Source organism: Methylobacterium sp. WL119 (assembly GCF_008039875.1).
GTDB lineage: Bacteria > Pseudomonadota > Alphaproteobacteria > Rhizobiales > Beijerinckiaceae > Methylobacterium.
In genome coordinates this window covers 1-22,442 of record NZ_VRUU01000078.1, presented here as the reverse complement: position 1 = coordinate 22,442, position 22,442 = coordinate 1, and the positions used below count along the sequence as shown (strand labels likewise).

Sequence of the window (22,442 nt, the reverse complement as noted above, 5' to 3'; positions counted from 1 at the left end):
GAGGCCGGCGACCTCGCTCATCGCCTCGACGATGTTGGAATAGGCGCCGCAGCGGCACAGGTTGCCGCTCATGCGCTCGCGGATCTCGGCCTCGGTGACCCGGGTCGGCGCGGTGAGGTCGGCGGTGGCGTGGCTGGGGATGCCGGCCCGGATCTCGTCGAGCACGGCCACGCCCGAGCAGATCTGGCCGGGCGTGCAGTAGCCGCACTGGTAGCCGTCGTGGCGGACGAAGGCGGCCTGCATCGGGTGCAGGTCGTCGGGCTGGCCCAGCCCCTCGATGGTGGTGATCTCCGCGCCCTGGTGCATCACGGTGAGCGTCAGGCAGGCGTTGATGCGCCGCCCGTCGACGATCATCGTGCAGGCGCCGCACTGGCCGTGGTCGCAGCCCTTCTTCGAGCCGGTCAGGTGCAGATGCTCGCGCGCCGCATCGAGCAGGCTCGTGCGGGTGTCGAGCTCGAGCTCGCGCCGCTGGCCGTTGATCGTGAACCACACCCGCGCCAGGACAGGGCGGTCGCCGGGCCCGGGATCGGCTCTCGCGGCCGGCGGCATCGACGCCATGGCCGCGCAGGCGGTGGTTCCTGCCATCAGGTCTCTCCGGTTCAATCCAGGCTCGCGCATGGGCTGCATGATGTCTCCGCACCGTCGGTGGGGGTCGCCCGACTGTGACGGCGACGGCTCGGTCGGGCCGCCGTCCCGGGCCATGCAGGAGATCTAGGGGCTGCCGAGCGCCGCGATTAGGCACTAGGTTCCACTTGAGGCCATGCCCTGGGGTTATGAATGCTGCGGGAGAACCTGAACGACCTCGTCGCCTTCGCGGCGGTGGCGCGGGAGGGCAGCTTCACCCGGGCCGCCGCCCGGTCCGGCGTGACGCAGCCGGTGCTGAGCCGCGCCGTCCGGGCGCTGGAGGAGCGCCTCGGCGTCCGCCTCCTGGCGCGAACCACCCGCGCCGTCGTGCCGACCGAGGCCGGCGAACGCCTGCTGCGGATCGTGGGGCCGCAACTGGACGGCATCGCGGCCGACCTGTCCGCACTCACCGCGCTGCGCGACAAGCCGGCCGGGACCATCCGGATCACGTCCGGCGAGCACGCGGCCGCCTCCATCCTGTGGCCGGCTCTGGAACGGCTCCTGCCGGCCTACCCGGATATCACCGTCGACGTGATCACCGAGAACGCCCTGACCGACATCGTCTCCGAGCGCTTCGACGCGGGAATCCGCATGGGGGATCAGGTCGAGAAGGACATGGTCGCGGTCCGGATCGGGCCCGCCCTGCGCATGGCCGTGGTCGCGACGCCCGCCTATTTCGCGGCGCGCCCTCGACCGCGTACCCCCCAGGACCTGACCGCCCACGCCTGCATCAACCTGCATCTTGCCAGCTACGGCGGCCGCTACGCCTGGGAGTTCGAGAAGGGCGGGCGCGAGCTGAGGGTCCGGGTGGACGGCCCCCTCGCGTTCAGCAGCGTGTTCCTGGCCAGGACGGCGGCCCTGGCCGGGCTCGGCGTCGCCTGCATGCCCGACGACCTCGTCCGGGCGGACATCGCCGCGGGCCGGCTCGTGCGGGTGCTCGCCGACTGGTGCGCGCCCTTCGCCGGCTACCACCTGTACTATCCGAGCCGCCGCCAGGCCTCGCCGGCCTTCGCCGTGCTGGTGGACGCCCTGCGATATCCCGGCGTCGGAAAGCCGGCGCCGTCCGCGTGAGCCGGCCGGCAGCCTGCGCGCGGTTCGCGCGGCGGCGGCGTTCGGCCGGGTCGACGTCCTGGGGTCGAACGCGGGCATCCGGAAGGATGCGGCGGTCGCGGACCTGTCGCCGGATGACTAAAACGCGGTGATCGACGTGAATCTCATCGGGCAAGTCCCCTGCAGGCGCGGGGCCTTGCGCCGTTTCCGTGCGCAGCCGCGCGGCGGACGGACGGCCCGAAGCGGGGCGCCATCGTCGCGATCCGGATCGTGTGACGGGGACGACGCTGTTCGTCGGCGGCGGCCTGTCGCTCGACCCCGGGTTCCGCGTCGACGGCCGAGCCGCCGCACGTCGCTTCCGGCGGCGCGATGCCGCCCTCGGCCTTCGGGGGGTCCCGAGATCCGAGGTGCCGCCGCAAAGGATCACGCCCGGCACCGAAGCGTCTCGCGTCGCCCGGGTTCGGCGCGCACCGAGATCCCGGCGTCGGCCCGATCACGGCCGGTGCCCGGCCGCCTCCGAGGCCGCGTAGCGGGTCCGGGCCGCGGCGACGGCCGCGTGGTTGCGTTCCGCCCAGGCGACGAGCGCCGCCAGCGGCTCCAGCATCGAATGCCCGAGCGCGTCGAGGCGATACTCCACGCTGGGCGGCTTGGTCGGGAAGACGTGCCGGGTGACGAAGCCGTCGCGTTCCAGTTCGCGCAGCGTCTGGGTCAGCATGCGCTTCGAGATGTCGGGCACGGCCCGGCCGAGGGCGCTGAACCGCCGCGGGCCGCCGGCCAGCACGAGCAGCACCAGCGTCGTCCACTTGTCGCCGAGGCGATCCAGCACGTCGCGCACCGGGCAGAGCGAAGGATCGACGGCCGTGGTCTGCCACTCCGCGAACCGCCGCACCAGTTCCGCCTGCTGGTTCATCGCCCGGTTCCCGCGAGGTTACCCTGTCCCAAAATACTGCCTCCTTATGCGCCGCCGAGGTCTCGAATAGGAAGCATGTATCGCAACCGAACCATGTGGACTGCGCCCATGACCTCTGCTCATCCCCGCATCGGCATCACCGGCGCATCCGGGCGCCTCGGGCGCCTCGTCGTCGAGGCCCTGCTGCGCAGCGTGCCGGCCTCCCGGATCGTGGCCGGCCTGCGCAACCCCGACGACGACGGCGCCAAGGCGCTCCGGGCCCTCGACGTCGAGGTGCGGCAGGTCGACTACGAGAGGACCGACACCCTGGACCGAGCCTTCGCGGGCATCGAGCGCCTGCTGCTCATCTCCTCCAACGAGTTCGGCAAGCGCGTGGACCAGCATCGGAACGTCATCGAGGCGGCCAAGCGGGCGGGCGTCCGCCGCATCGCCTACACCAGCGTCCTGCACGCCGACACGTCCCCGCCCAAGCTCACCGACGAGCATCGGCGGACGGAGCTCGTCCTCGCGGCATCCGGCGTGCCCTTCGTCATCCTGCGCAACGGCTGGTACACGGAGAACTACGCCGCCTCGATCCCGATGGCGCTCGAGCACGGCGCCCTCTTCGGCAGCGCGGGCCAGGGGCGGATCTCGTCCGCGGCGCGGGCCGACTACGCCGACGCGGCCGCGGCCGTGCTGACGGCCGCCGAGGTGGAGAACGGCCGCATCTACGAGCTGGCGGGCGACGACGCCTACACACTGGAGGAGTTCGCAGCCGAGGTCGCGAAGGTGTCGGGCCGGCCGGTGGTCTACAGGAACCTGCCCGAGGCCGAGTACGAGGGCGTCCTGCTGAAGGCCGGCCTGCCGAAGGACCTGGCGGCCTTCGTCGCCGCCTCCGATTCCGTCGTGGCGGAGGGTGCGCTGTTCGAGGACGGCCGCGACCTGAGCAGGCTGATCGGCCGACCCACGAAACCGATGCGCGAGACCGTGGCCGCCGGCGAGCACTGAGCCCCGAGCGCGAGCCCGGCCCGCGCACGTCGCAGGGTCCGGCATCCGCCGCGCCTCGCGCTTGCCCCGACGCCGGGCCACGAACAGGAACCCTCCGGCATGCCGACCTTCGTCGAGATGGATCGGTCGGTGACCGTGGCCGAGCAGCTCGCAGAGGAGAGCGGCGCGACGATCGGGGCCGAGCCGGGCGGCGTCGCGCCGGCACGCGCGATCGCCACCGTCGGGCTCGTCGGCGGGACCTCCGCCCCACGCTGGCCGCGCGCCGGACGGGCGTTAGATGCCGGAATGCGCACGCGGCGATGCGCCGGACTCCATGAATGGCGCGGGAGAACCTGAACGACCTGCTCGCCTTCGTCGCGGTCGCGCGCGCGCGGAGCTTCACCCGGGCGGCGGCGCAGCTCGGCCTGTCGCAGCCCGCGCTCAGCCAGACCATCCGCGGGCTCGAGGCGCGTTTGGGCCTGAGGCTGCTGACGCGCACCACGCGCAGCGTCGCGCCGACCGAGGCGGGCGAGCGGCTGATCCGGTCCGTCGGGCCCCGGCTCGCGGAGATCGAGGCCGGCCTGGTCGCGGTGACGGACCTGCGCGAGACGCCGGCCGGCACCGTGCGGATCAACGCCGACGAGCACGCGGTCGCGGCGGTGCTGTGGCCGGCGCTGCGGAGGGTGCTGCCCGGGTACCCGGACATCCAGGTGGAGCTGGTCACCGACTTCGCCCTGACCGACATCGTCGCCGGGCGCTTCGACGCCGGGGTGCGGCTCGGCGAGGTGGTGGCCAAGGACATGGTCTCCGTCCCGATCGGGCCGGACATGCGCATGGCGGCGGTCGCCGCGCCGGCCTACCTCGCGCGCCGGCCTGCGCCGCGGACGCCGCAGGACCTGACCGGCCACGCCTGCATCAACCTGCGCCTGCCGACCCATGGCGGCCTGTACGCCTGGGAGTTCGCGGCCAACGGGCGCGAGGTCCGGGTTCGCGTGGACGGGCAGGTCGTGTTCAACACGGTGAGCATGATCCTGCGCGCCGCCCTGGACGGGTTCGGCATCGCCTACCTGCCGCAGGATCAGGTGCAGCCCCATCTCGACAGCGCGGCGCTGACCTGGGTGCTGAAGGATTGGAGCCCGCCCTTCCCGGGCTACCACCTGTACTATCCGAGCCGCAGGCAGCCCGCGGCGGCGCTCGCGGTGCTGATCGAGGCCCTGCGCTACCGAGGCTGACCGATGCGGGATCCGCGCCGGGGGGCCGGGGCCGCGCACGCCGTGACCACGCGTGGGCGAGCACCCGATCCGCCCCGCCGGCCCGCGTCAGGCGCCGGCGGGATCGGGATAGCCGGTCAGGTCCGGCTCCTTGGCGCGGCCGGTGGACAGCTTCGAGGCCAGGCGGCGGAGGCCCGGCCGGCTGGCGATGCGCAGCACGCGGTGGAGCAGGCTGATGCCGAGCCGGCTGTTCGGGTTCATCAGCTTCGGCGCGATCTTGGGCACGCCCTGCCCGTCCTCGACCATCGGGCGCATGGCGCGCTCGTAGGCGGCGAAGGCCGCGGCGACGTCGTCGCCGCGGGCGAGCTCGGCGGCGAGGACGTAGGCGCCGGTGACGGCCAGCGTCGTGCCGATGCCGGCGAGCGGCGTGGCGCACCAGGCCGCGTCACCGGTCACCGCCACGCGGCCGCTGGACCAGCGCCGCATCCGCACCTGGCGCAGGACGTCGAAGTAGAAGTCCGCGGTGGCCTCCATCCCGGAAAGGACGCGCGCCGCCTGCCAGCCCGCATCGGAGAAGCGCTGCCGCAGGTAGGCCTTCTGCCGGTCCGCGCCCCAATCCTGCTCGCCGCCCGGCGGCTGCCGCAGCGTGAGCATCGCGCGGGTGGTGCCGTGCTGGTCGGGGCGCAGGGAGATGCCGCGGCCGCCGGGCGCGTTGAACCACCGCCACATCCGGTCGTCGTCCGCGGTCCGCGGGATGGTGAAGTAGGCGATGGCGAGATCCATCCAGCGCGGGTCGGCCTCGCCGGGGAACACGAGTTCGCGCGTCGTCGAGCCGACGCCCTCGGCGACGAGGACGGCGTCGTAGCGCTCGCTCGCCCCGGAGGCGAAGGTCACCGTCGCGGCCTCCGCTCCGTCGTCGATCCGGGTCACGCGATCCCCGAAGCGGTAGGTCGCGCGCTCCCGGGCCGGCTCGTAGAGGAGCCGCGCGAGGTCGCCGCGCAGGATCTCCATCTCGGCGGTGGGGCCGTCGCCGAGGCTGGCATCCATCGTGAAGGCCGCGACCGCCCGGCCTCGCCCGTCGACCCAGGCGGTGCCCTGCTCGCCGGTGCCCCGGTCGAGCGCCGCCTGCTCCAGGCCCATGCGGCGCAGGACCTCGCGCCCGACCCCGCGGACGTCGACGTTCTGGCCGCCGTCGCGGAAGCCCGGCGCCCGCTCGACGACGGTGACGTCGAAGCCGTGGCGGCCGAGCCACCAGGCCGCGGTGTTCCCGGCGACGCTCGCGCCGGTGATGAGGATGCGACGGGGCATGCGGGACGGGTCTCCGGGTGATCCGGCCCGCGCGGAGCCGGTCGCGGCCACGCCGCGCGGCAGGATCTGCGCGAGCGCCGTGATCGAGGGGGGCCCCGCGCGTCAGGCCCCCGGCGAGGCCGCCCGGGTGACCGCCCGGCGCAGGGTGCGGGACAGGTCCTCGACCGAGTACGGCTTCTTCAGGAGCGGGAAGCCGTGGGTGCCCTGCTCGGCGAGCACGTGGCTGTAGCCGGAGGCGAGGACGACCGGCAGGCCGGTGTGGCGGTGGCGGATCTCCCGCGCCATGTCGATGCCGTTCATCCCGGGCATCACCACGTCGGAGAACACCACGTCGAAGCGCGGCGACGCGGACAGGACGGCGAGGGCCTCCTCGGCGCTCATCGCCCACACGGTCTCGTAGCCGAGCTCGCGCAGGGCCTGGGTGGCGAAGGAGCCGACCTCCTGGTTGTCCTCGACCACGAGGACGCGGGTGCCGTGCCCGTCGGCGAGGGGCTCGGGCTCGCCGTCCTCCTCGATCGCCACGGACCGCCCGACCTCGCGGGGCAGGTAAAGCGTGAAGGTGGTGCCCCGGCCGAGCGTGCTCTCGACCAGCACCTCGCCGCCCGACTGCTTGGCGAAGCCGAACACCTGCGACAGGCCGAGCCCGGTGCCCTGGCCGACGCCCTTGGTGGTGTAGAACGGCTCGAAGATCCGATCGAGATCGGCCGCCGCGATGCCGGTCCCGGTGTCGCGGACCGAGACGGCGACGAAGTCGCCGGGGATGCGGGGATGGGCCCGCACCGCCGGGATCGCCGAGGCGCGGCGCACGCCGATGTCGAGGCGGCCCTCGCCGTCCATGGCGTCGCGCGCGTTGATGGCCATGTTCACCAGGGCCGTGTCGAACTGGCTCGGGTCGGCGTCGATCAGGTAGGGCACCTCGTTCCCGCGACCGTCCCGGTTCGCGGCCACGTCTGTGACGACCCGGATGCGGGCGCCGGTGAGCGTGCCGACCATGTCGGCGACCGAGGCGACGCTGCGGCCGACGTCGAACACCTCCGGGGTCAGGGATTGGCGCCGGGCGAAGGCGAGGAGCTGGCCGGTGAGCTTGGCGGCGCGGGTGACGGTGTCGGAGATCGCGCCGATGTAGCGCTGCCGGCGCTCCTCCGGCAGGTCGGGGCGCTTGAGCAGGTCGGTCGAGGACCGGATCACCGTCAGCAGGTTGTTGAAGTCGTGCGCGACGCCGCCGGTGAGCTGGCCGACCGCTTCCAGCTTCTGCGACTGCCGGAGCTGCTCCTCCAGGGCGCGGCGCTCGGTGACGTCGCGGCCGGCGGCGTAGAAGTGGTCCTCCTGCGGGATGGCGTTCCACGACACCCAGCGGAAGTCGCCGTCCGCCGTGAGCATGCGCACGTCGAGGCTGTCGAGGACCTGGCCTTCCCGCAGCAGCTCGAACGCCGCGGTCGCGGCCGCCCTGTCCTCGGGGTGGACGTAGTCGCTGAAGGACGTGCGCACGAGATCGAAGGCCGACCAGCCCAGCATCTCGTGCCAGGCCGGGTTGACCGAGCGGTAGAGGCCGTCGAAGCCGCAGACCACGAGGAGGTCGCGGCTCGCCCGCCACACCAGGTCGCGCTCCGTGGTCCGGTCGCGGGCGGTGTCGCGCAGCACGCTCTCGGCCTTCTGCCGGTCGGTGACGTCGTTGAACAGTAGGGCGACCCGGTGCTGCACCGGATCGCCGATGCGCAGGGCCTGGACCTCGAACCAGCGCCCGAGCGCGACGACGCCGCTCTCGAAGCGGACGGCCCGGCCCGTCATCGCGACCTGCCCGTAGGTATCGAGCCAGCTGCGCTCGAGGTCGGGCACCACCTCGCTCACCCACTTGCCGACCACGTCGTCGAGGCCGGTGTGGCGCGAGAAGGCCGGATTCGCCTCGACGAAGCGGTAGTCGACCGCGCGGCTGTCGGCGTCGAACCGGAGCTCGATGACGCAGAAGCCGGCGTCGAGGGCATTGAACAGGGTGCGGTAGCGCGCCTCGCTCTCGGCGAGCATGCCCTCCTCGGTCCGGAACCGGGTGACGTCGAGCTGGCTGGCGAAGAAGTAGCGCAGGTGGCCCTCGGCGGTGAAGACCGGGCTGACGTAGAGCTCGTTGCGGAAGGTGGACCCGTCGCGGCGGTAGTTCAGGATCTCGACGACCACGTCGCGGCGCGCGGCGATGGCGTCGCGCACCTTGGCGATGTCCGCCGGATCGGTGTCCGGCCCCTGCAGGAAGCGGCAGTTGCGGCCGATCAGCTCGTCGGCCGAGTAGCCGCACAGGGCCTGGAACGCCCGGTTGGCGAACACGATCGGGTTGTCCGGGAGGTTCGGGTCGGTGACGATCTGCGGCATGCGGGTCTTCTCCGCCGCCGTGAACAGCAGGTCGACATCCGCCCCGGACGTGCGCTGGCCGGAATCCGGGAGCCTGACATGCGACGCGTTCCGCTCGCGCAGGCGCGCGACCTCGGCCTCGAGCCTCTGATTCTCGCTGCGCAGCCGCTCGATCTCGTCGTCCATGCCGTCCGTTTCCATGGGGCATGGTCGCCACCATCATGCCCGTCCGAGAACGGCTTTCGGCGACGGAAGCTCCCATGCGGGTGCCCGCGGCGCCGACGGGCCTTCATGCTCCACGCGGTCGCCTCCGGTCAACGCGGATGGCGGAGCAAGATCCCGGCCGGGACCCCGGCGCCGGGCCGGAACTCGCGCGCTCGCGCTCCCGCGCGAGGCCGAAGCCTTCACCGGTACGCTGGTTCAACGACACTGTGACATGTCGAACCACCACCGATGTTGGAACGCGGTGCGGCCGAGGTCGTTTTAAGAGCCATACTCACCCAGACAGGAGATCTTGGATGCGCAAGCTCGCACTCGCTTCCACCGCACTGCTCGGGCTCGGCATGCTGGCATCGGCCCCCGCCGAGGCCCGCGGCTGGGGTTACGGCGGCGGCTACGGCCACGGCGGCTTCGGTCACGGCGGCTACGGCTATCGCGGCGTCGGCTTCCGCGGCGGATACGGACGCGGCTACGGCTATCGCCGCGGCATCGGCCCGGGCGCCGCGATCGGCCTCGGCATCGCCGGCCTCGCCGCCGGCGCGATCGTGGCGAATTCCTACGGCGGCTACGGTGGCTACGGCGGCTACGGCTACGGCCGCCCGGTGGGCTACTACGGCGGCTACGGCTACGCGCCGGCCTACGGATACGCCCCCGCCTACGGCTACGGCTACCCGGCCTACGGCTACGGCTACTGAGGCGCCGGTCGCGGGCGCCGTTGCGCCCGCGACGCGACGTGTCCTCGACGAAGGGCGCCCGACTTACCGTCGGGCGCCCTTTTTCCGTTGAACGGTTCGCGCACCTCCGGGACGCGCGGAGCGCCGCAGCGGACCGCGTTCGTTCAGGCCTGCCCCTCGATCAGGCCGCGGATGCGGGTCGCGAGCGCCTCCAGGGCGAAGGGCTTCACCAGCACCTCCATGCCGGGGGCGAGGTGGCCGTGGTTGAGCGCGGCGTTCTCCGCGTAGCCGGTGATGAACAGCACCTTGAGGCCGGGCCGCGCGGTCTTCGCCGCGTCGGCCATCTGCCGCCCGTTCATCCCGCCGGGCAGCCCGACATCGGTCACCAGCAGGTCGATGCGCACGTCCGACTGCAGCACCTTGAGGCCGGAGGCGCCGTCCGCCGCCTCGATCGCCGCGTAGCCCAGATCCTCCAGCACCTCGGTCACGAGCATCCGCACCGTCGGCTCGTCGTCGACCACCAGCACCGTCTCGCCGAGCTTGGCCCGCGCGGCGTCCGACAGGTCGGGCACCGCCTCGACCGCCTCGGCCTCGCCGAGGTGGCGGGGCAGGTAGATGCAGACCATCGTGCCCTTGCCGGGCTCGGAGTAGATCCGCACCTGCCCGCCCGACTGCTTGGCGAAGCCGTAGATCATGCTCAGGCCGAGCCCCGTGCCCTCGCCCATCGGCTTGGTCGTGAAGAACGGGTCGAACGCCTTCGCCGCCACGTCCGGCGCCATGCCGGTGCCGTTGTCGGAGACGCAGAGCGCGACGTACTGCCCCGGCTCGAGGTCGCGCTCGCGGGCGGCGCGCCGGTCGAGCCAGCGGTTGCTGGTCTCGACCACGATGCGGCCGCCCTCCGGCATCGCGTCGCGGGCGTTGATGCAGAGGTTGAGCAGGGCGTTCTCGAGCTGGCTCGGGTCGACCAGGGTCGGCCAGAGCCCGGCGGCCCCGACCACCTCGACCGACACGCCCGGCCCGACGGTGCGGCGCACCAGGTCCTCCATGCCCTCGACCAGACGGTTCACGTCCGTCGGCTTGGGGGCCAGGGTCTGCCGGCGGGAGAAGGCGAGCAGGCGGTGGGTCAGGGCGGCGGCGCGGCGTGCCGCCCCTTGCGCGGCGCCGATGTAGCGGTCGAGCTCGCCCATCCGGCCCTGGAGCATGCGGGTCTGCATCAGCTCCAGGGAGCCGACGATGCCCGCGAGCATGTTGTTGAAGTCGTGCGCGAGGCCGCCGGTGAGCTGCCCGACCGCTTCCATCTTCTGCGACTGGCGCAGCGCCTCCTCGGTCCGCGCCAGCGCCTCGGCCTGGGCCTTGGCGGCGCTGACGTCGCGCACGGTGGCGTAGATCAGGCCGCCGTTCGGGACCGCGTTCCAGGAGAGCCAGCGCCAGCCGCCGTCGCGATGGCGGTAGCGGTTCTCGAACGACAGCTGGGCGTCGCCCCGCGCCAGGCCGGCCGCGGCCGCCTCGGTGACGGCCCGGTCGTCGGGGTGGACCAGGTCCAGGAACGGGCCGGCCTTCATCTCGGCCTCGGTCCAGCCGAGCGTCGCGGCCCAGGCCGGGTTGAGGCTGACGAAGCGGCCTTCGAAGTTCGCGACGCAGAGCAGGTCGGACGACGCCTTCCAGATCATGTCGCGCTCCGCGGTGCGGGCGGCGACCTGCCGCTCGAGCTCCTCGGCCTGGCGCCGCCGCTCGTCGATGTCGGTGTGGGTGCCGACCCACTGGGTCAGAGCGCCGGCGGCGTCCCGCACCGGCTGCGCCCGCGCCAGGAACCAGCGGTAGCCGCCGCCGCCGCGGATGCGGAACTCGACCTCGTAGGGCTCGCCCGTGGCGACCGAGCGGTCCCAACCGGCGCGCGCCGCCGGCAGGTCGTCGGGATGGATCAGGTCGGACCAGGTCGCGGCCGCGTTCAGCGCCCCCGGCGCCGCGCCGGTATAGGCGTAGGCCTGGCCGTTGAACCAATGCAGCGTGCCGTCCGGGCGGGCGCCCCAGATCTGGTTCGGCACGGCCTCGGCGAAGGCCCGGAACTGCGCCTCGCTGGCCTGGAGGTCCGCCTCCGCGCGCCGGCGGCCGGTGACGTCCCGGAACAGCACCGAGACCTGGCGCCGGCTCGCCGGCTCGATCCGGGCGGCCGAGACCTCGATGTGGCGGCCCGCGCGCGGGAACGGGCGCTCGAACCGGATCGACTCCCCCGTGCGCAGGACGCCGCCGTAGAGCGCGAGCCAGCCCTCGGCCTCCTCCGGCGCGAGGTCGCGCAGGGTCCGCCCGACGATGCCGGCGATCCCGGTCTGGCGCTCGTAGCCCTGGTTGGCGACGATGTGGACGTAGTCGCTCGCCGGACCGTGCGGCCCGTCGATGAACTCGATGATGCAGAAGCCGTCGTCGACCGCCTCGAACAGCGCCGTGTAGCGCTCCTCGGTCTCGCGGCGGCCGGTGGCGTCGACCATCGTCCCGAGCGCCCGGAAGGCCCGGCCCCGGCCGTCGAACAGGCCGCGCCCCTTGGCCGACACCCATCGCACCGTGCCGTCGGCCTTGGAGACGACGCGGAACTCGGCCTCGAACGGCGCGCGCCGCTCCGGATCGAGGGCGGCGGCGAGCGCCGCCAGCACCGTCTCCCGGTCGTCCGGGTGGAGGCCGTCGCGAAGCGTCGCGCGATCGCACGCGGCGTCCGGGGCGAGGCCGAACAGCTCGCGGGTGCGCTCGGACAGGGTCAGCGCGTCGGCGGCCACGTCGAGGTCGAAGGTGCCGATCTCGGCCGCCTCGGTCGCCAGCCGCAGCGCCATCTCGCTGAACTGCAGGCGCTCGGCGTCGGTGGCGCGGGCCGCCGACAGGGCGGCGTTCTCGCCGCGCAGAGCCGCGAGCTGCAGCACGTCGGCGGTGACGTCGTACTGGCTGGCGAAGAAGTACGCGACCTCGCCGGCGGCGTCCTTCACCGGGGCCAGCAGAAGCTGGTTCCAGAAGGTCGTGCCGTCCTTGCGGTAGTTGAGGAGCGCGACCTCGATCGGCTGCCGGGCGGCGATCGCCGCGCGCACCCGGGCGACGTCGTCCCGGTCGGTGTCGGGCCCCTGGAGGAAGCGGCAGTTCCGCCCGATGATCTCCTCGGAGGCATAGCCGGTCAGGCGGCTGAAGGCCGCGTTGACGAAGAGGATCGGGTTGTCGGGCTGGCGCGGGTCCGTGACGATCATCGGCATGCGCGTGGCCCGCACCGCGGCCGCGAACGGGTCGGTGACGTCCGCCCCGCCGGCGATCTCGGAAAGGATGCGGCGGGTCTCGCGGCGGACGCGGCTCGCCTCGGACTCGGCCGGCATGGGCTGGTGCGGTGCTGTGGTCACGCCGGGCCGTCTAGCAGGAGCGCCATGGGGTCTGAACCGCGATTCGGGTCGGGCTGGTGCGCGCGTGTCTCGGATCGGCGACCGGGAACGGCATCGATCCGCCCCGAAGGCGGGCCCGGCCGGTCATCGGGTCGGCACGACCATCCGGAACCGCAGCCCGGCCGCGTCGATGGTACGGTCGAACCGCCCCGCCAGGCTGCGCTCGATGGTCTGCTTGAGCAGGCGGGACCCGAACCCGGTCCCGTCGGCCTTGGGCGTCCCGGACGGCGCGCCGCCCTCGGTCCAGTCCAGCGTCAGCGCGCGGTCGGCGACGCGACCGACCAGCCTGAGCGTGCCGCCGCCGGCCAGCGCCCCGTACTTGGCGGAGTTGGTGGCGAGCTCGTGGACGATCATCGCGTAGTCGTTGACCTTGTCGGGCGGCGCCACCGCCGCGTCCGGGATGTCCACGGCGATGTTGGCGCCGTTCAGGTACGGCGCCAGGATGCGCTCGGCGAGGTCCCGCAGCCGCACGTCGCCCCGGTCAGCCCGGTTCGACCGCGTCGCCAGGGCGGTCGCCTCGTGCAGCACCCCGAAGCGCTGCGACAGGTCCTCGGCGAAGTGCGGCGTCGACGTGGCCTCGCGGGCGACGATGGCGGTGAGCGCGCGGGCGACCGTGAACATGTTCGAGACGCGGTGCGCCAGCTCGGCGGTCAGCAGCCGCTCGGCATCCTCCGCCCGCTTGCGGTCGGTGATGTCGAGGAAGATGGCCTGGACCCACTCCCCGACCCGGCCGGCCTCGCCGCCGATGCCGCGCGCCGAGATCCAGCGGGCGTCGGCGCCGTCGCCGATGCGGAAGTCGAAGCTGTAGGCCTGCGGATCGGTGGCGCTCGCCGCCCAGTCCCGCATCATGCCCGGGCGGTCCTCGGCGTTCACCTTCGCGAACAGCGCGTCGATGCCCACCACCGGCTCGGTCGTGCCCCAGAACGCGCGGCAGAGGCCGTCGAGCTGGGCGAGCCGCCGCTCCGGCGACCAAGCCCACAGGCCGACGCCGCCCCGGTGGATCGCGGCGGTGAAGCTGGCGAGCGTCCACCCGTCACCGGTGGGATCCGTGTCCTGAGCCATCCGTCCTTCCGAAACCGAACCCCGACCCGCGCGGACGGCGCGGCGCCGCCCCCACGCGAGGGAACTCACCGGGGGCGCCTTTGCTCCGAGTCCGGGCGCGCCGGCCCGGGCGGGGACCGCCGGGCGGCATCAAGAAGACGCGAGCGCCGCCCGGAGGGCGGCGCTCAGCCTTCGGCCTGCTCCACGAAGCGGCGGATGAGCCAGCGCCCCGCCGGGCCGGGCGGGCGGTCGGTGCGGTGGATCGCGGTGAGCGGGAGCAGGCGGCGCGTCGCCTCCGGCAGCTTCAGCGCCACGAGGCGCCCCGCCTCGAGGTCGGCGCGCGCCAGGTGCGCGGGCATGCTGCCCCAGCCGATCCCGGCCAGCAGCAGGGTGTGCTTGGAGCTCATGTCGGAGAGCCGCCAGGTCCGCGGCGCGATCACCCCGAATTCCTGGCCTTCCGACAGGGGAGAGCGGTCGGAGATCACCAGCTGCACGTGCTCGCGCGCCAGGCCCGACACCGACCCGTCGGCGGCGGCCAGGGGATGGGAGGGCGCGGCGACCGCCACCATCTCGACCTCGCCGACGGAGACCAGCTCGAGCGGGTCGGTCTCCCGCTGCCAGAGCTCGACCCCGATGCCGATCGCCGCCCGGCCGTCGATCACGTGCTGCTGCACCGCGCCGAGCGCCTCGACGTTCAGGCGCAGGGCCACCGAGGGATACCGCGCCTGGAACGCCTTGAGCGCATCGACGAGCCGCGGCCCCGGCATCAGCAGGGTGACGACGAGGCTGACCTCCGCCTCGAGCCCGCTCAGCAATCCGCCGACCTTGGCGCGCAGGGCGTCGACGCCGTGGGCGACGATGCGCGCCTCCGCCAGCACCGCGCGCCCGGCCTCGGTCAATTGCGGCCGTCGCGTCGCGTCGCGGTCGAACAGCGGCAGGCCGAGCTGCTGCTCGAGATTGGCCACCGCGTAGCTGATCACCGAGGTGGCCCGGTTGAGGCGACGGCCCGCCGCGGCGAAGCTCCCGGCCTCGACCACCGCGAGGAAGACCCCGAGCTGGTCCAGCGTCGGTGTTCCGGGGCCGCGCATGCCGGGATCCTCGAACGATCGGGGCGCGTCCGGCCCCGGCGATCCGGCAAGCAAGGTCGGCGCCGCCGGGTCAGCGGCGGGCGGGCTTGTGCGCCTGGATGCGGCCGACCGAGCCGGTGACCATCGCATCGTAGGCGCTCGGCGCGGCCTGGCCGACGCCGCGCTTGACGGGGCGGCCGGAGACCGTGCCGGGCGCGGTCTCGGTGGGGATGCCGGCCGGCGCGGTGTAGCTCTGCGCGACCGCGGCGGCGGGCAGAGCGGCCGCCAGGGAGAGGGCGAGAACCGAAACCTTGAGGATGCTGGACATGGGGGGCTCCATCGATCTGAGGCGAGGCGACCCGGTGGCCGCCGTCCGATGAAGCGAAGATGGGCCCGTCTTGCCGATCCGAAAACCCGAATAGTTTCGAACAAGACGTTCGACTTTCTTGGCAAGCCTGCTTTCTTCTCCAGCCCGCCGGCTTCACCTGCGCTCGGGTGCGAGGGGGCGGCAGCCGGCGAGGAACAGGGCCACCGCGGCGCGGCGGCGCTTCTCCTGAGCTTCCGGGTCGACCGCGATGCCGTAGAGCGCCTGCTTCGCGCTGCGGCCGAGGACGAGATTGAGGAACAGGTCGGCGGCAATCTCCGCGTCGTCGACCGCGATCTGCCCCCGCGCGGCCATCACCGTGAGGAGGCGGCCGACCGCGCGCACGCCGCGCATCCAGCCCTCCTCGTAGGCGAGCCGCGCCAGATCGGGGAACTGCATCGCCTGCGCGGCGATGCAGCGGGTGAGCGCGGCGGCGCCCGGCGCATGGGCACGGGCGAGGAGGTTGCGGCTGAGCTCGTCCAGCACGGTCGCGGCGTCCCGCGGGTTGGCCTCGAGGGCCTGCGTCTCGGCAGCGGCCGAGAGCGGGGCCAGCCATTCGCGGATGCGCTCGTCGAGCACCGCCTCGAACAGCGCGCGCTTGTCGCGATAGCGCGAATACAGCGTCGGCTTGCTGACGCCGGCCGCCTCCGCGACCGCGTCGATCGAGGTCGCGTCGAAGCCGCGCTCCATGAACAGGCGGGTGGCGACCTCGACGATGCGCGCCTCGCGCCGCGCGGCTTCCGCCCGGGTCGGCCGTCCGCCGCCGCGCCGGGGCTGCGCCTCCGCATCGTCGGCCGCGACCTGCGTCATGAACTTCCTCCTTGTCAGCCCGAACCGCCGACCGTATTACAACGATACCGTATCGTTTTATTGTTGGCCAGCCGCGATGCAACCACGATCCACCGACGATCCTGCGCCCGTCCCCGTCGTTCCTGCGCCCGCGCGCAAGCGCCGTCCCGCGCGGCTGATCCTTCCGTTGCTCGTCCTGGCCGCGCTCGGCGGGGGCGGCAGCTACAGCTGGCACTGGTGGACCGTCGGCCGGTTCCTGGAGACGACCGAGGACGCCTACCTGCAGGCCGACAAGGTGACGGTCGCCCCCCGCATCGCCGGCCACGTCGCCGCGGTGCTGGTCGGCGACAACCAGGCCGTGCAGGTCGGCGACGCGATCGCGCGGCTCGACGACCGCGAGTATCGGATCGCGTTGAAGCAGGCCCAGGCCGAGGTCGAGAAGAACCGCGCCCAGCTGCTCGGGACCGCCGCCGCCATCCTCCAGCAGCAAGCGCAGGTGCAGTCCGCGAAGGCCGAGGTCGAGAACACCGATGCGGCCCTCGATTTCGCCACCAAGGAATACGCCCGCTACCAGAACCTGCTGCAGACCGGCTCGGGCACCGCCCAGCGCCAGCAGCAGGCCGATGCCGACCTGAGGCAGAAGCGGGCGGCGCACGACAAGTCCGTCGCCTCGCTGGACGCCGCCCGCAAGCAGGTCGAGAGCCTGACGGCGCTGGAGGCGAGCGCCCGCGCGAGCCTGGACGGGGCGCGGGCCAAGGTCGAGCAGGCGCAGCTCAACCTCAGCTACACGACCATCGCCGCGCCCGCCGCCGGCACGGTCGGCGACCGGGCCCTGCGCGTCGGGCAGTTCGTCTCGGCCGGCACCGGGCTGCTCACGATCGTGCCGACCGGCCGCGACATCTACCTCGTGGCGAACTTCAAGGAGACGCAGACCGGGGAGATGGTCGAGGGACAGCACGTTACCTTCACCGTCGATGCGCTGGGCGACCGCGCGTTCGAGGGCCGGATCGAGAGCTTCTCGCCCGGCACCGGGGCGCAGTTCGCCCTGCTGCCGCCCGAGAACGCCACCGGCAACTTCACCAAGGTCGTCCAGCGCGTGCCGGTGCGGGTCGCGATCGACGCGTCCGACCCGCGGCTCGCGCGCCTGCGCGCCGGCCTGTCGGTCGAGGCCACGGTGCACCTGGCGGACCCGGTCGTGCCGGCCGCACGCCGCGCCCGGCCCGGCGCCGCCCTCGTCAGCGAGGCCCTGCCGCGATGAGCGCCGCCGCGGCGATGCGCGGGCCCGAGGCCAAGGCCAGCGCGCGCGACTGGCTCGCGGTGTTCGGCGCGATCCTCGGCGCGTTCACCGCCATCCTCGACATCCAGATCACCAACGCCTCGCTCTCCGACATCCAGGGCGCGCTCGGCGCCTCCACCGAGGAGGGCAGCTGGATCTCGACCGCCTACCTGATGGCCGAGATCATCGTGATCCCCCTCACCGGCTGGCTCTCCTCGGTGATCGGCCTGCGCCGGTACCTGTCGGTGAACACGATGCTGTTCACCGCCTTCTCGCTCGCCTGCGCGCTCTCGACCTCGCTCTCGCAGATGATCCTGTTCCGGGCCGGCCAGGGCTTCACCGGCGGCGTGCTGATCCCGACCGCGATCGTCATCGTGCGCACGCGCCTGTCGAGGAGCCAGCAGCCGATCGGCATCGCGATGTTCGGGCTGACCGCCACCTTCGCGCCGGCGATCGGCCCGACGGTGGGGGGATGGCTCACCGACAACCTGTCCTGGCACTACATCTTCTACCTGAACCTGATCTTCGGCCCGCTCGCCGCCGCGATCCAGCTCGGCGCCTTCGACAGCGTGCCGGCGCGCTGGGCCGAGCTCCTGAAGGGCGACTGGATCGGCATCGGCCTGATGGCGACCGGCCTGCCGGCGCTGACCTACGTGCTGGAGGAGGGCCAGCGGAAGGACTGGTTCGGCTCGCCCGTCATCGTCCAGGCGAGCTGGCTCGCGGTGGCCGGCATCGCCGGCTTCATCGTCCGCGAGCTCATGGCCGAGCGCCCCTTCATCAACCTGCGGGTGCTCGCCAACCGCTCGGTCGGCGGATCGTGCGTGCTGATGACGGTGCTCGGCGCGGTCTCGTTCGGCTCGATCTACATCATCCCGCTCTACTGCGCGCAGATCCAGGGCTACGACGCCCAGCAGATCGGCTACGTCGTGATGTGGTCCGGGCTGCCGCAGCTGCTGCTGTTCCCGATGATGCCGCTGATCATGCGCACCTTCGACGCCCGGCTGCTGGTGGTGACCGGCACGCTGTTCTTCATCGCGAGCTGCTGGATCAACGTCGGGCTGACCCACGACGTCGGCGCGGACCAGCTGATCCTGCCGCAGCTCCTGCGCGCCGTCGGCCAGCCGCTGTTCACCATCCCGCTGTCGCAGCTCTCGACGGCGGGCCTCGCCCCGCGCGACACGGCGGACGCCTCGGCGCTGTCGAACATGATGCGCAACCTCGGTGGCTCGATCGGCATCGCGATGCTCTCGACGATGATCGACCGGCGCGAGCACATGCACTTCTCGGTGCTGGCCGAGGCGATCACCGTGAACGCCACGCGCACCCAGGAGCGCCTTGCGGCCATGGCCGCCGGCCTGCACGGGCACGTCGCCGACGCCGCGGCCGCGAAGGGCGCCGCCCTCGGCATGCTGGCGGCCCAGGTCCGGCGCGAGGCCGAGGTGATGGCCTATGCCGACGGGTTCTGGCTCGTCGGCGTCAGCCTCGTGCTGAGCCTCGGCGTCGTCGCGATCCTGAGGAAGCCGCAGCGCGCCTCGGGGCCGGTCGAGGCCCACTGAGCCCGCGCTTGCGACGATCGTCCGTCTCAGTGGTGCCCGGCCATGTGACGGCCGATCGTCGCCACCTCGGCGGTGGCGGCCTGCGTCTCGTAGACGAGGCGGCCCTCCGACATCACCACGATGCGGTCGGACAGCTCCAGGATCTCGTCGAGGTCCTCGCTGATCAGCAGCACCGCGGCGCCGGCGTTGCGCGCGGCCACGATCCGGTTGCGGATCTCTGAGACCGCCGAGAAGTCGAGGCCGAAGCACGGGTTGACGACGATCAGGAGGTCGACCGGGTCGGTCAGCTCGCGGGCGAGCACCGCCCGCTGCACGTTGCCGCCGGACAGGGTCGCGATCGGCGCCTCGGACGAGGCGGTCTTCACCTTGAACCGCTCGATCAGGTCGCGCCCGCGCCGGGCCATCGCCCCCCGGTCGAGCCAGAAGGTCGGCTTGCCCGTCGGGTCGTCGCCGCGCCGGTCGAAGGCGCGAAAGCCCAGGTTCTCGACCACCGACATCCGCGGCGCGCAGGCGTTGCGCAGCGGCTCCTCCGGGATGAACCGCACCTTTCGCGCGCGGCTCTCGGCCCGCGTGCCGGCATAGGGCGCGCCGGCCACCACCACCCGGCCGCCGGTGGCGCGGACCTGGCCGCCGAGGACGTCGGCGAGCTCCTTCTGCCCGTTGCCCGAGACGCCGGCGATGCCGACGATCTCGCGGGCGCGAACGCTGAGCGCGTCGACGGCGATGTGGCGCAGGCCCGAGGCGTCGGTGGCGGTCACGCCCGCGATGCGCAGGATCTCGCGGGCTTCGTCGGGCTCGCCGAGGCGCGCGGCCGGCACGCGCACCTTGCGCTCGCCCATCATCATCGCCGCCATGTCGTCGCGGGACAGCGCGCCGACCGCGCCGCCGCCGACGAGCCGACCGCGCCGGAGCACGCTCAGGCTTCGGGCGAAGGTCTCGACCTCGCGGAACTTGTGGCTGATCATCAGCACGGTGAGGTCGCCGCGGTCGGCCATCGCGCGGAGCAGCCCCAGCACCTCCTCGGCCTCGCCCGGCGTCAGCACCGAGGTCGGCTCGTCGAGGATCAGGAACCGCGCCTCGAGGTAGAGCTGCTTGACGATCTCGAGCTTCTGCTTCTCGCCCGCCGCCAGCTCCGCCACCGGCCGGTCGAGGTTCAGCCGGAACGGCATGCCGGCCATGAAGGCGGACAGCCGCGCGCGCTCCCGGCCCCAGGCGATCACCGAGGGCGCGTCGGCGCGGCTGATGACGAGGTTCTCCGCCCCCGTGAGCGAGGGCACCAGCGTGAAGTGCTGGTAGACCATGCCGAGGCCGCGCGCCTGCGCGCCCTTCGGGTTGGTGATCTCGGCCTCGCGGCCGTCGACCAGCACCGTGCCGGCGCTCGGGGCGTAGAACCCCATCACGCACTTCACCAGCGTGGACTTGCCAGCGCCGTTCTCGCCGAGCAGCGCGTGGAAGCCGCCGGCCGCGATCTTCATCGACACGTCGTCGAGGGCGGCGAAGGCGCCGAAGCGCTTCGTCATGCCGACGGTCTCGACGCCGATGGCGCGGGGGGGGCCCGGGGCCGGGGCCGAGGGAGGAGACGCGAGCGGTGACGACGTCATGGGCGGCCTCTCACGGCGCTTCGGCGATGATCGCGACGGGGCCGCCGCCATCCGGCCCCTGATGCTCGGCGCCGCCCGAGACGTAGAGCTCGGCATGGCCGACGAGGCCGGCGAGCACCCCGCCGACGAAGCCGCGGGCGTGCCGCGTCGCGGCGTGGTCGGAATCGGTGAGCATGGTGGTGCGAAGCCCGCGCAGGCGCCCGTCGGACGGGGCCTCGGCCTTGGCGAGCAGCGCGACCATCCGCGCGCGCTGCGCCGGCGCCAGCTGTCCGGCCGCGCCGAGGCCGAGGCGGGCGAGGGCGGCCCGCACGGGCTCGACGTCCAGGGCGTCGGCCATGGTGGCGTGGTCGATCCGCAGCGGGCCGGACCAGCCGGCGCCGCGCCCGAGCACCACGATCTCGTGGCCCATCAGCTCGATCCCGGCCGAGGCCGAGGCGCGCGACGAGGCGAGCGAAAAGTCCCGGCCGATCGCGGCCTCCTCCAGCGCGCCGACCTCGCCGAGCGCCGCGGCGATGCCGAGGGAGGCGGCCGCGCGCGAGAGGCCCATGGATTTCAGCGTGTCGGCGGTGGCGCAGTCCGCGTCGCGGCCGCGCGCCTCGGCGATCCGCTCCGAGGTGAGGAGCGGGCACTTCACCTGGACGAAGTGCACCTCGTCCGGATCGACGATCCCGGCCGCGCGCATCGCCGCGCGCACGCCGTCGGCCACCGACGCGACCTGGGCCAGGCGCCCGACCTGCTCGGGCCGGAGGTCGGCGGTGTGGGCGTGGCCGATGGCGAGCGCGCCGGGCACGGCGGCCTCGTCGGCCTCGCGCACCTCGAACACGGTGACGTGCGGGGACAGGCCGCCCTCGGTCCCGCCCGACATGACGAGGCAGACCCGCTCGGCGGCCTCCGGGCCGGCGTGCCGACCCAGCAGGTCGCGCAGGGCGCGGGCGGCGAGCCCCCGGGTCCAGTCGTTGACCAGGCCGTTGCCCTCGGTCTTGCCGAAGATCGCGACGATCGCGCCCGGCACGATCCGGCCCTCCGCGATCGCGCGTTCCAGGCCGGAGACGTCGTCCGGGGCGGCGGTGGCGATGCGGTGGACGACGGCGCGGCGGGTGCTCATGCGGCGGCGAGCGCGGCGATGACGGCGTCGGTGTCGGAGACCGCGCCGAACACCCCGCCCTGCATCGTCACCATGCGAAGCGCCGCCGCGTGGTTCTCCGGATCGGTGGCGCCGCAGGCGTCGCCCAGCACCACGCATTCGAAGCCGCGGTCGTTGGCCTCCCGCATGGTGGTGGAGACGCAGACGTCGGTGGTGATGCCGGTGAGCACAAGGTTGCGGATGCCGCGGGTGCGCAGGATCAGCTCGAGGTCGGTGGCGCAGAACGAGCCCTTGCCGGGCTTGTCGATCACCACCTCGCCGGGGAGCGGCGCGAGCTCCGGGATGATCTCCCAACCGGGCTCGCCGCGGACCAGGATCTTGCCGCAGGGCCCGGGGTCGCCGATGCCGGCGCCGATCCGGCGCGAGCGCCAGCGCTTGTTCTCCGGCAGGTCGGAGAGGTCGGGCCGGTGGCCCTCGCGGGTGTGGATGATCGTGTAGCCGGCCCCACGCATCGCAGCGAGCAGGCGGGCGATCGGCGCGATCGGCGCGCGGGTCAACGACAGGTCGTAGCCCATCGCGTCGACGTAGCCGCCGTCGCCGCAGAAATCGATCTGCATGTCGATGATGACGAGCGCGGTGTTCCCCGGCCGCAGGTCGCCGTCGTAGGGCCACGGGTAGGGCTCGGCGGCGACGGTGCCCGCGGGCGAGGACGTCGTGCTCATGCGGCCTCGCCCTGTCGGCTTGACGAACGAATGTCCGCTGACGGAGATCGTCGTGACGTGCGCTCGATTCGGAATGCCGCGAACGAGCGCGGGACGAGTATTGCCCTTCGCCGCACGCGCCCTGCGCGACCTGCTGGGTCGGCACGCCGGCCCGGAGGCCGCCGAGCGGGTCTGCCTCGTCATGTCGGGCGGGACCGAGGGCGGCCTGTCCCCGCACGTCACCGTGTTCGAGG

Annotated in this window: 20 protein-coding genes; 8 read left to right on the top strand and 12 right to left on the bottom strand. The window is 73.2% G+C overall.

What is annotated here, in order from left to right; genetic code table 11:
* The coding region (paoA, locus tag FV227_RS21495; protein WP_246687884.1) for an aldehyde dehydrogenase iron-sulfur subunit PaoA at positions 1 to 585 on the bottom strand (585 nt) is incomplete at its 3' end.
* Positions 586 to 777: 192 nt separating this feature from the next.
* On the opposite strand from paoA, the gene FV227_RS21490 reads away from it, so the two are divergent.
* Complete coding sequence (locus FV227_RS21490; RefSeq protein WP_147859856.1) at positions 778 to 1,695, top strand: LysR family transcriptional regulator; 918 nt, start codon at positions 778 to 780, stop codon at positions 1,693 to 1,695.
* Between the two features lie 472 nt (positions 1,696 to 2,167).
* Here FV227_RS21490 and FV227_RS21485 read toward each other — a convergent pair whose 3' ends face one another.
* Positions 2,168 to 2,584 carry a helix-turn-helix domain-containing protein gene (locus tag FV227_RS21485; protein WP_147859855.1) on the bottom strand — a complete coding sequence of 139 codons (417 nt, stop codon included), beginning with the start codon at positions 2,582 to 2,584 and terminating at the stop codon, positions 2,168 to 2,170.
* Positions 2,585 to 2,692: 108 nt separating this feature from the next.
* Between FV227_RS21485 and FV227_RS21480 the strand changes: the two genes are divergently transcribed.
* The 3 genes from FV227_RS21480 to FV227_RS21470 all read left to right on the top strand — a co-directional run bounded on the left by FV227_RS21480 (position 2,693) and on the right by FV227_RS21470 (position 4,782).
* Complete coding sequence (locus FV227_RS21480; RefSeq protein WP_147729821.1) at positions 2,693 to 3,571, top strand: SDR family oxidoreductase; 879 nt, start codon at positions 2,693 to 2,695, stop codon at positions 3,569 to 3,571.
* 99 nt (positions 3,572 to 3,670) lie between these two features.
* Positions 3,671 to 3,907: a hypothetical protein gene (locus tag FV227_RS21475; RefSeq protein WP_147859854.1), complete on the top strand. Its 237-nt coding sequence runs from the start codon at positions 3,671 to 3,673 to the stop codon at positions 3,905 to 3,907.
* On the top strand, positions 3,889 to 4,782 hold the full coding sequence (locus FV227_RS21470; protein WP_147726788.1) for a LysR family transcriptional regulator: 894 nt from the start codon (positions 3,889 to 3,891) through the stop codon (positions 4,780 to 4,782). Before FV227_RS21475 ends, FV227_RS21470 begins: the two co-directional genes overlap by 19 nt.
* Positions 4,783 to 4,869: 87 nt before the next feature.
* Here the strand turns inward: FV227_RS21470 and FV227_RS21465 are convergent, their stop codons facing one another.
* Together FV227_RS21465 and FV227_RS21460 are read right to left on the bottom strand one after the other, a co-directional pair.
* Positions 4,870 to 6,069, bottom strand: coding sequence for an FAD-dependent monooxygenase (locus tag FV227_RS21465; protein ID WP_147726790.1), 1,200 nt, complete (start codon positions 6,067 to 6,069; stop codon positions 4,870 to 4,872).
* Positions 6,070 to 6,171: 102 nt separating this feature from the next.
* Positions 6,172 to 8,592 carry a PAS domain S-box protein gene (locus FV227_RS21460; protein WP_147726792.1) on the bottom strand — a complete coding sequence of 807 codons (2,421 nt, stop codon included), beginning with the start codon at positions 8,590 to 8,592 and terminating at the stop codon, positions 6,172 to 6,174.
* 332 nt (positions 8,593 to 8,924) lie between these two features.
* Between FV227_RS21460 and FV227_RS21455 the strand changes: the two genes are divergently transcribed.
* The gene (locus tag FV227_RS21455) at positions 8,925 to 9,320 is read left to right on the top strand and encodes a hypothetical protein (RefSeq protein WP_147726794.1); all 396 of its coding nucleotides are present in this window, start codon (positions 8,925 to 8,927) and stop codon (positions 9,318 to 9,320) included.
* A gap of 143 nt (positions 9,321 to 9,463) precedes the next feature.
* On the opposite strand, the gene FV227_RS21450 is transcribed toward FV227_RS21455, so the two are convergent.
* The 5 genes from FV227_RS21450 to FV227_RS21430 all read right to left on the bottom strand — a co-directional run bounded on the left by FV227_RS21450 (position 9,464) and on the right by FV227_RS21430 (position 15,991).
* Entirely contained in the window at positions 9,464 to 12,646 is a 3,183-nt protein-coding gene (locus FV227_RS21450; RefSeq protein ID WP_147726802.1) for a PAS domain S-box protein, read from the bottom strand.
* A 147-nt stretch (positions 12,647 to 12,793) separates the two neighbouring features.
* Complete coding sequence (locus FV227_RS21445) at positions 12,794 to 13,771, bottom strand: HWE histidine kinase domain-containing protein (protein ID WP_147726796.1); 978 nt, start codon at positions 13,769 to 13,771, stop codon at positions 12,794 to 12,796.
* Between the two features lie 164 nt (positions 13,772 to 13,935).
* Positions 13,936 to 14,838, bottom strand: a complete 903-nt coding sequence (locus FV227_RS21440; protein WP_147726797.1) for a LysR family transcriptional regulator — start codon at positions 14,836 to 14,838, stop codon at positions 13,936 to 13,938.
* Positions 14,839 to 14,908: 70 nt separating this feature from the next.
* On the bottom strand, positions 14,909 to 15,145 hold the full coding sequence (locus FV227_RS21435; RefSeq protein WP_147859853.1) for a hypothetical protein: 237 nt from the start codon (positions 15,143 to 15,145) through the stop codon (positions 14,909 to 14,911).
* 153 nt (positions 15,146 to 15,298) lie between these two features.
* Positions 15,299 to 15,991, bottom strand: coding sequence for a TetR/AcrR family transcriptional regulator (locus FV227_RS21430; RefSeq protein WP_147859852.1), 693 nt, complete (start codon positions 15,989 to 15,991; stop codon positions 15,299 to 15,301).
* Positions 15,992 to 16,157: 166 nt separating this feature from the next.
* Here FV227_RS21430 and FV227_RS21425 point away from each other — a divergent pair, with 166 nt between their 5' ends.
* Both FV227_RS21425 and FV227_RS21420 read left to right on the top strand, forming a co-directional pair.
* On the top strand, positions 16,158 to 17,228 hold the full coding sequence (locus FV227_RS21425) for an HlyD family secretion protein (protein ID WP_246686433.1): 1,071 nt from the start codon (positions 16,158 to 16,160) through the stop codon (positions 17,226 to 17,228).
* Complete coding sequence (locus tag FV227_RS21420; protein ID WP_246686434.1) at positions 17,225 to 18,802, top strand: DHA2 family efflux MFS transporter permease subunit; 1,578 nt, start codon at positions 17,225 to 17,227, stop codon at positions 18,800 to 18,802. The genes FV227_RS21425 and FV227_RS21420 overlap by 4 nt, the downstream gene beginning before the upstream one ends.
* Before the next feature lie 26 nt (positions 18,803 to 18,828).
* Here FV227_RS21420 and FV227_RS21415 read toward each other — a convergent pair whose 3' ends face one another.
* The 3 genes from FV227_RS21415 to FV227_RS21405 are packed head-to-tail and all read right to left on the bottom strand — an operon-like array spanning position 18,829 to position 22,209.
* Positions 18,829 to 20,403 carry an ABC transporter ATP-binding protein gene (locus FV227_RS21415; RefSeq protein ID WP_147859850.1) on the bottom strand — a complete coding sequence of 525 codons (1,575 nt, stop codon included), beginning with the start codon at positions 20,401 to 20,403 and terminating at the stop codon, positions 18,829 to 18,831.
* 10 nt (positions 20,404 to 20,413) lie between these two features.
* On the bottom strand, positions 20,414 to 21,508 hold the full coding sequence (locus FV227_RS21410) for a ring-opening amidohydrolase (protein WP_147859849.1): 1,095 nt from the start codon (positions 21,506 to 21,508) through the stop codon (positions 20,414 to 20,416).
* Positions 21,505 to 22,209, bottom strand: a complete 705-nt coding sequence (locus tag FV227_RS21405) for an isochorismatase family cysteine hydrolase (protein WP_147728576.1) — start codon at positions 22,207 to 22,209, stop codon at positions 21,505 to 21,507. The genes FV227_RS21410 and FV227_RS21405 overlap by 4 nt, the downstream gene beginning before the upstream one ends.
* On the opposite strand from FV227_RS21405, the gene FV227_RS29165 reads away from it, so the two are divergent.
* On the top strand, positions 22,208 to 22,442 hold a 235-nt coding region (locus FV227_RS29165), incomplete at its 3' end, for a ring-opening amidohydrolase (protein ID WP_348643787.1). The two genes, FV227_RS21405 and FV227_RS29165, sit on opposite strands and share 2 nt — an antisense overlap.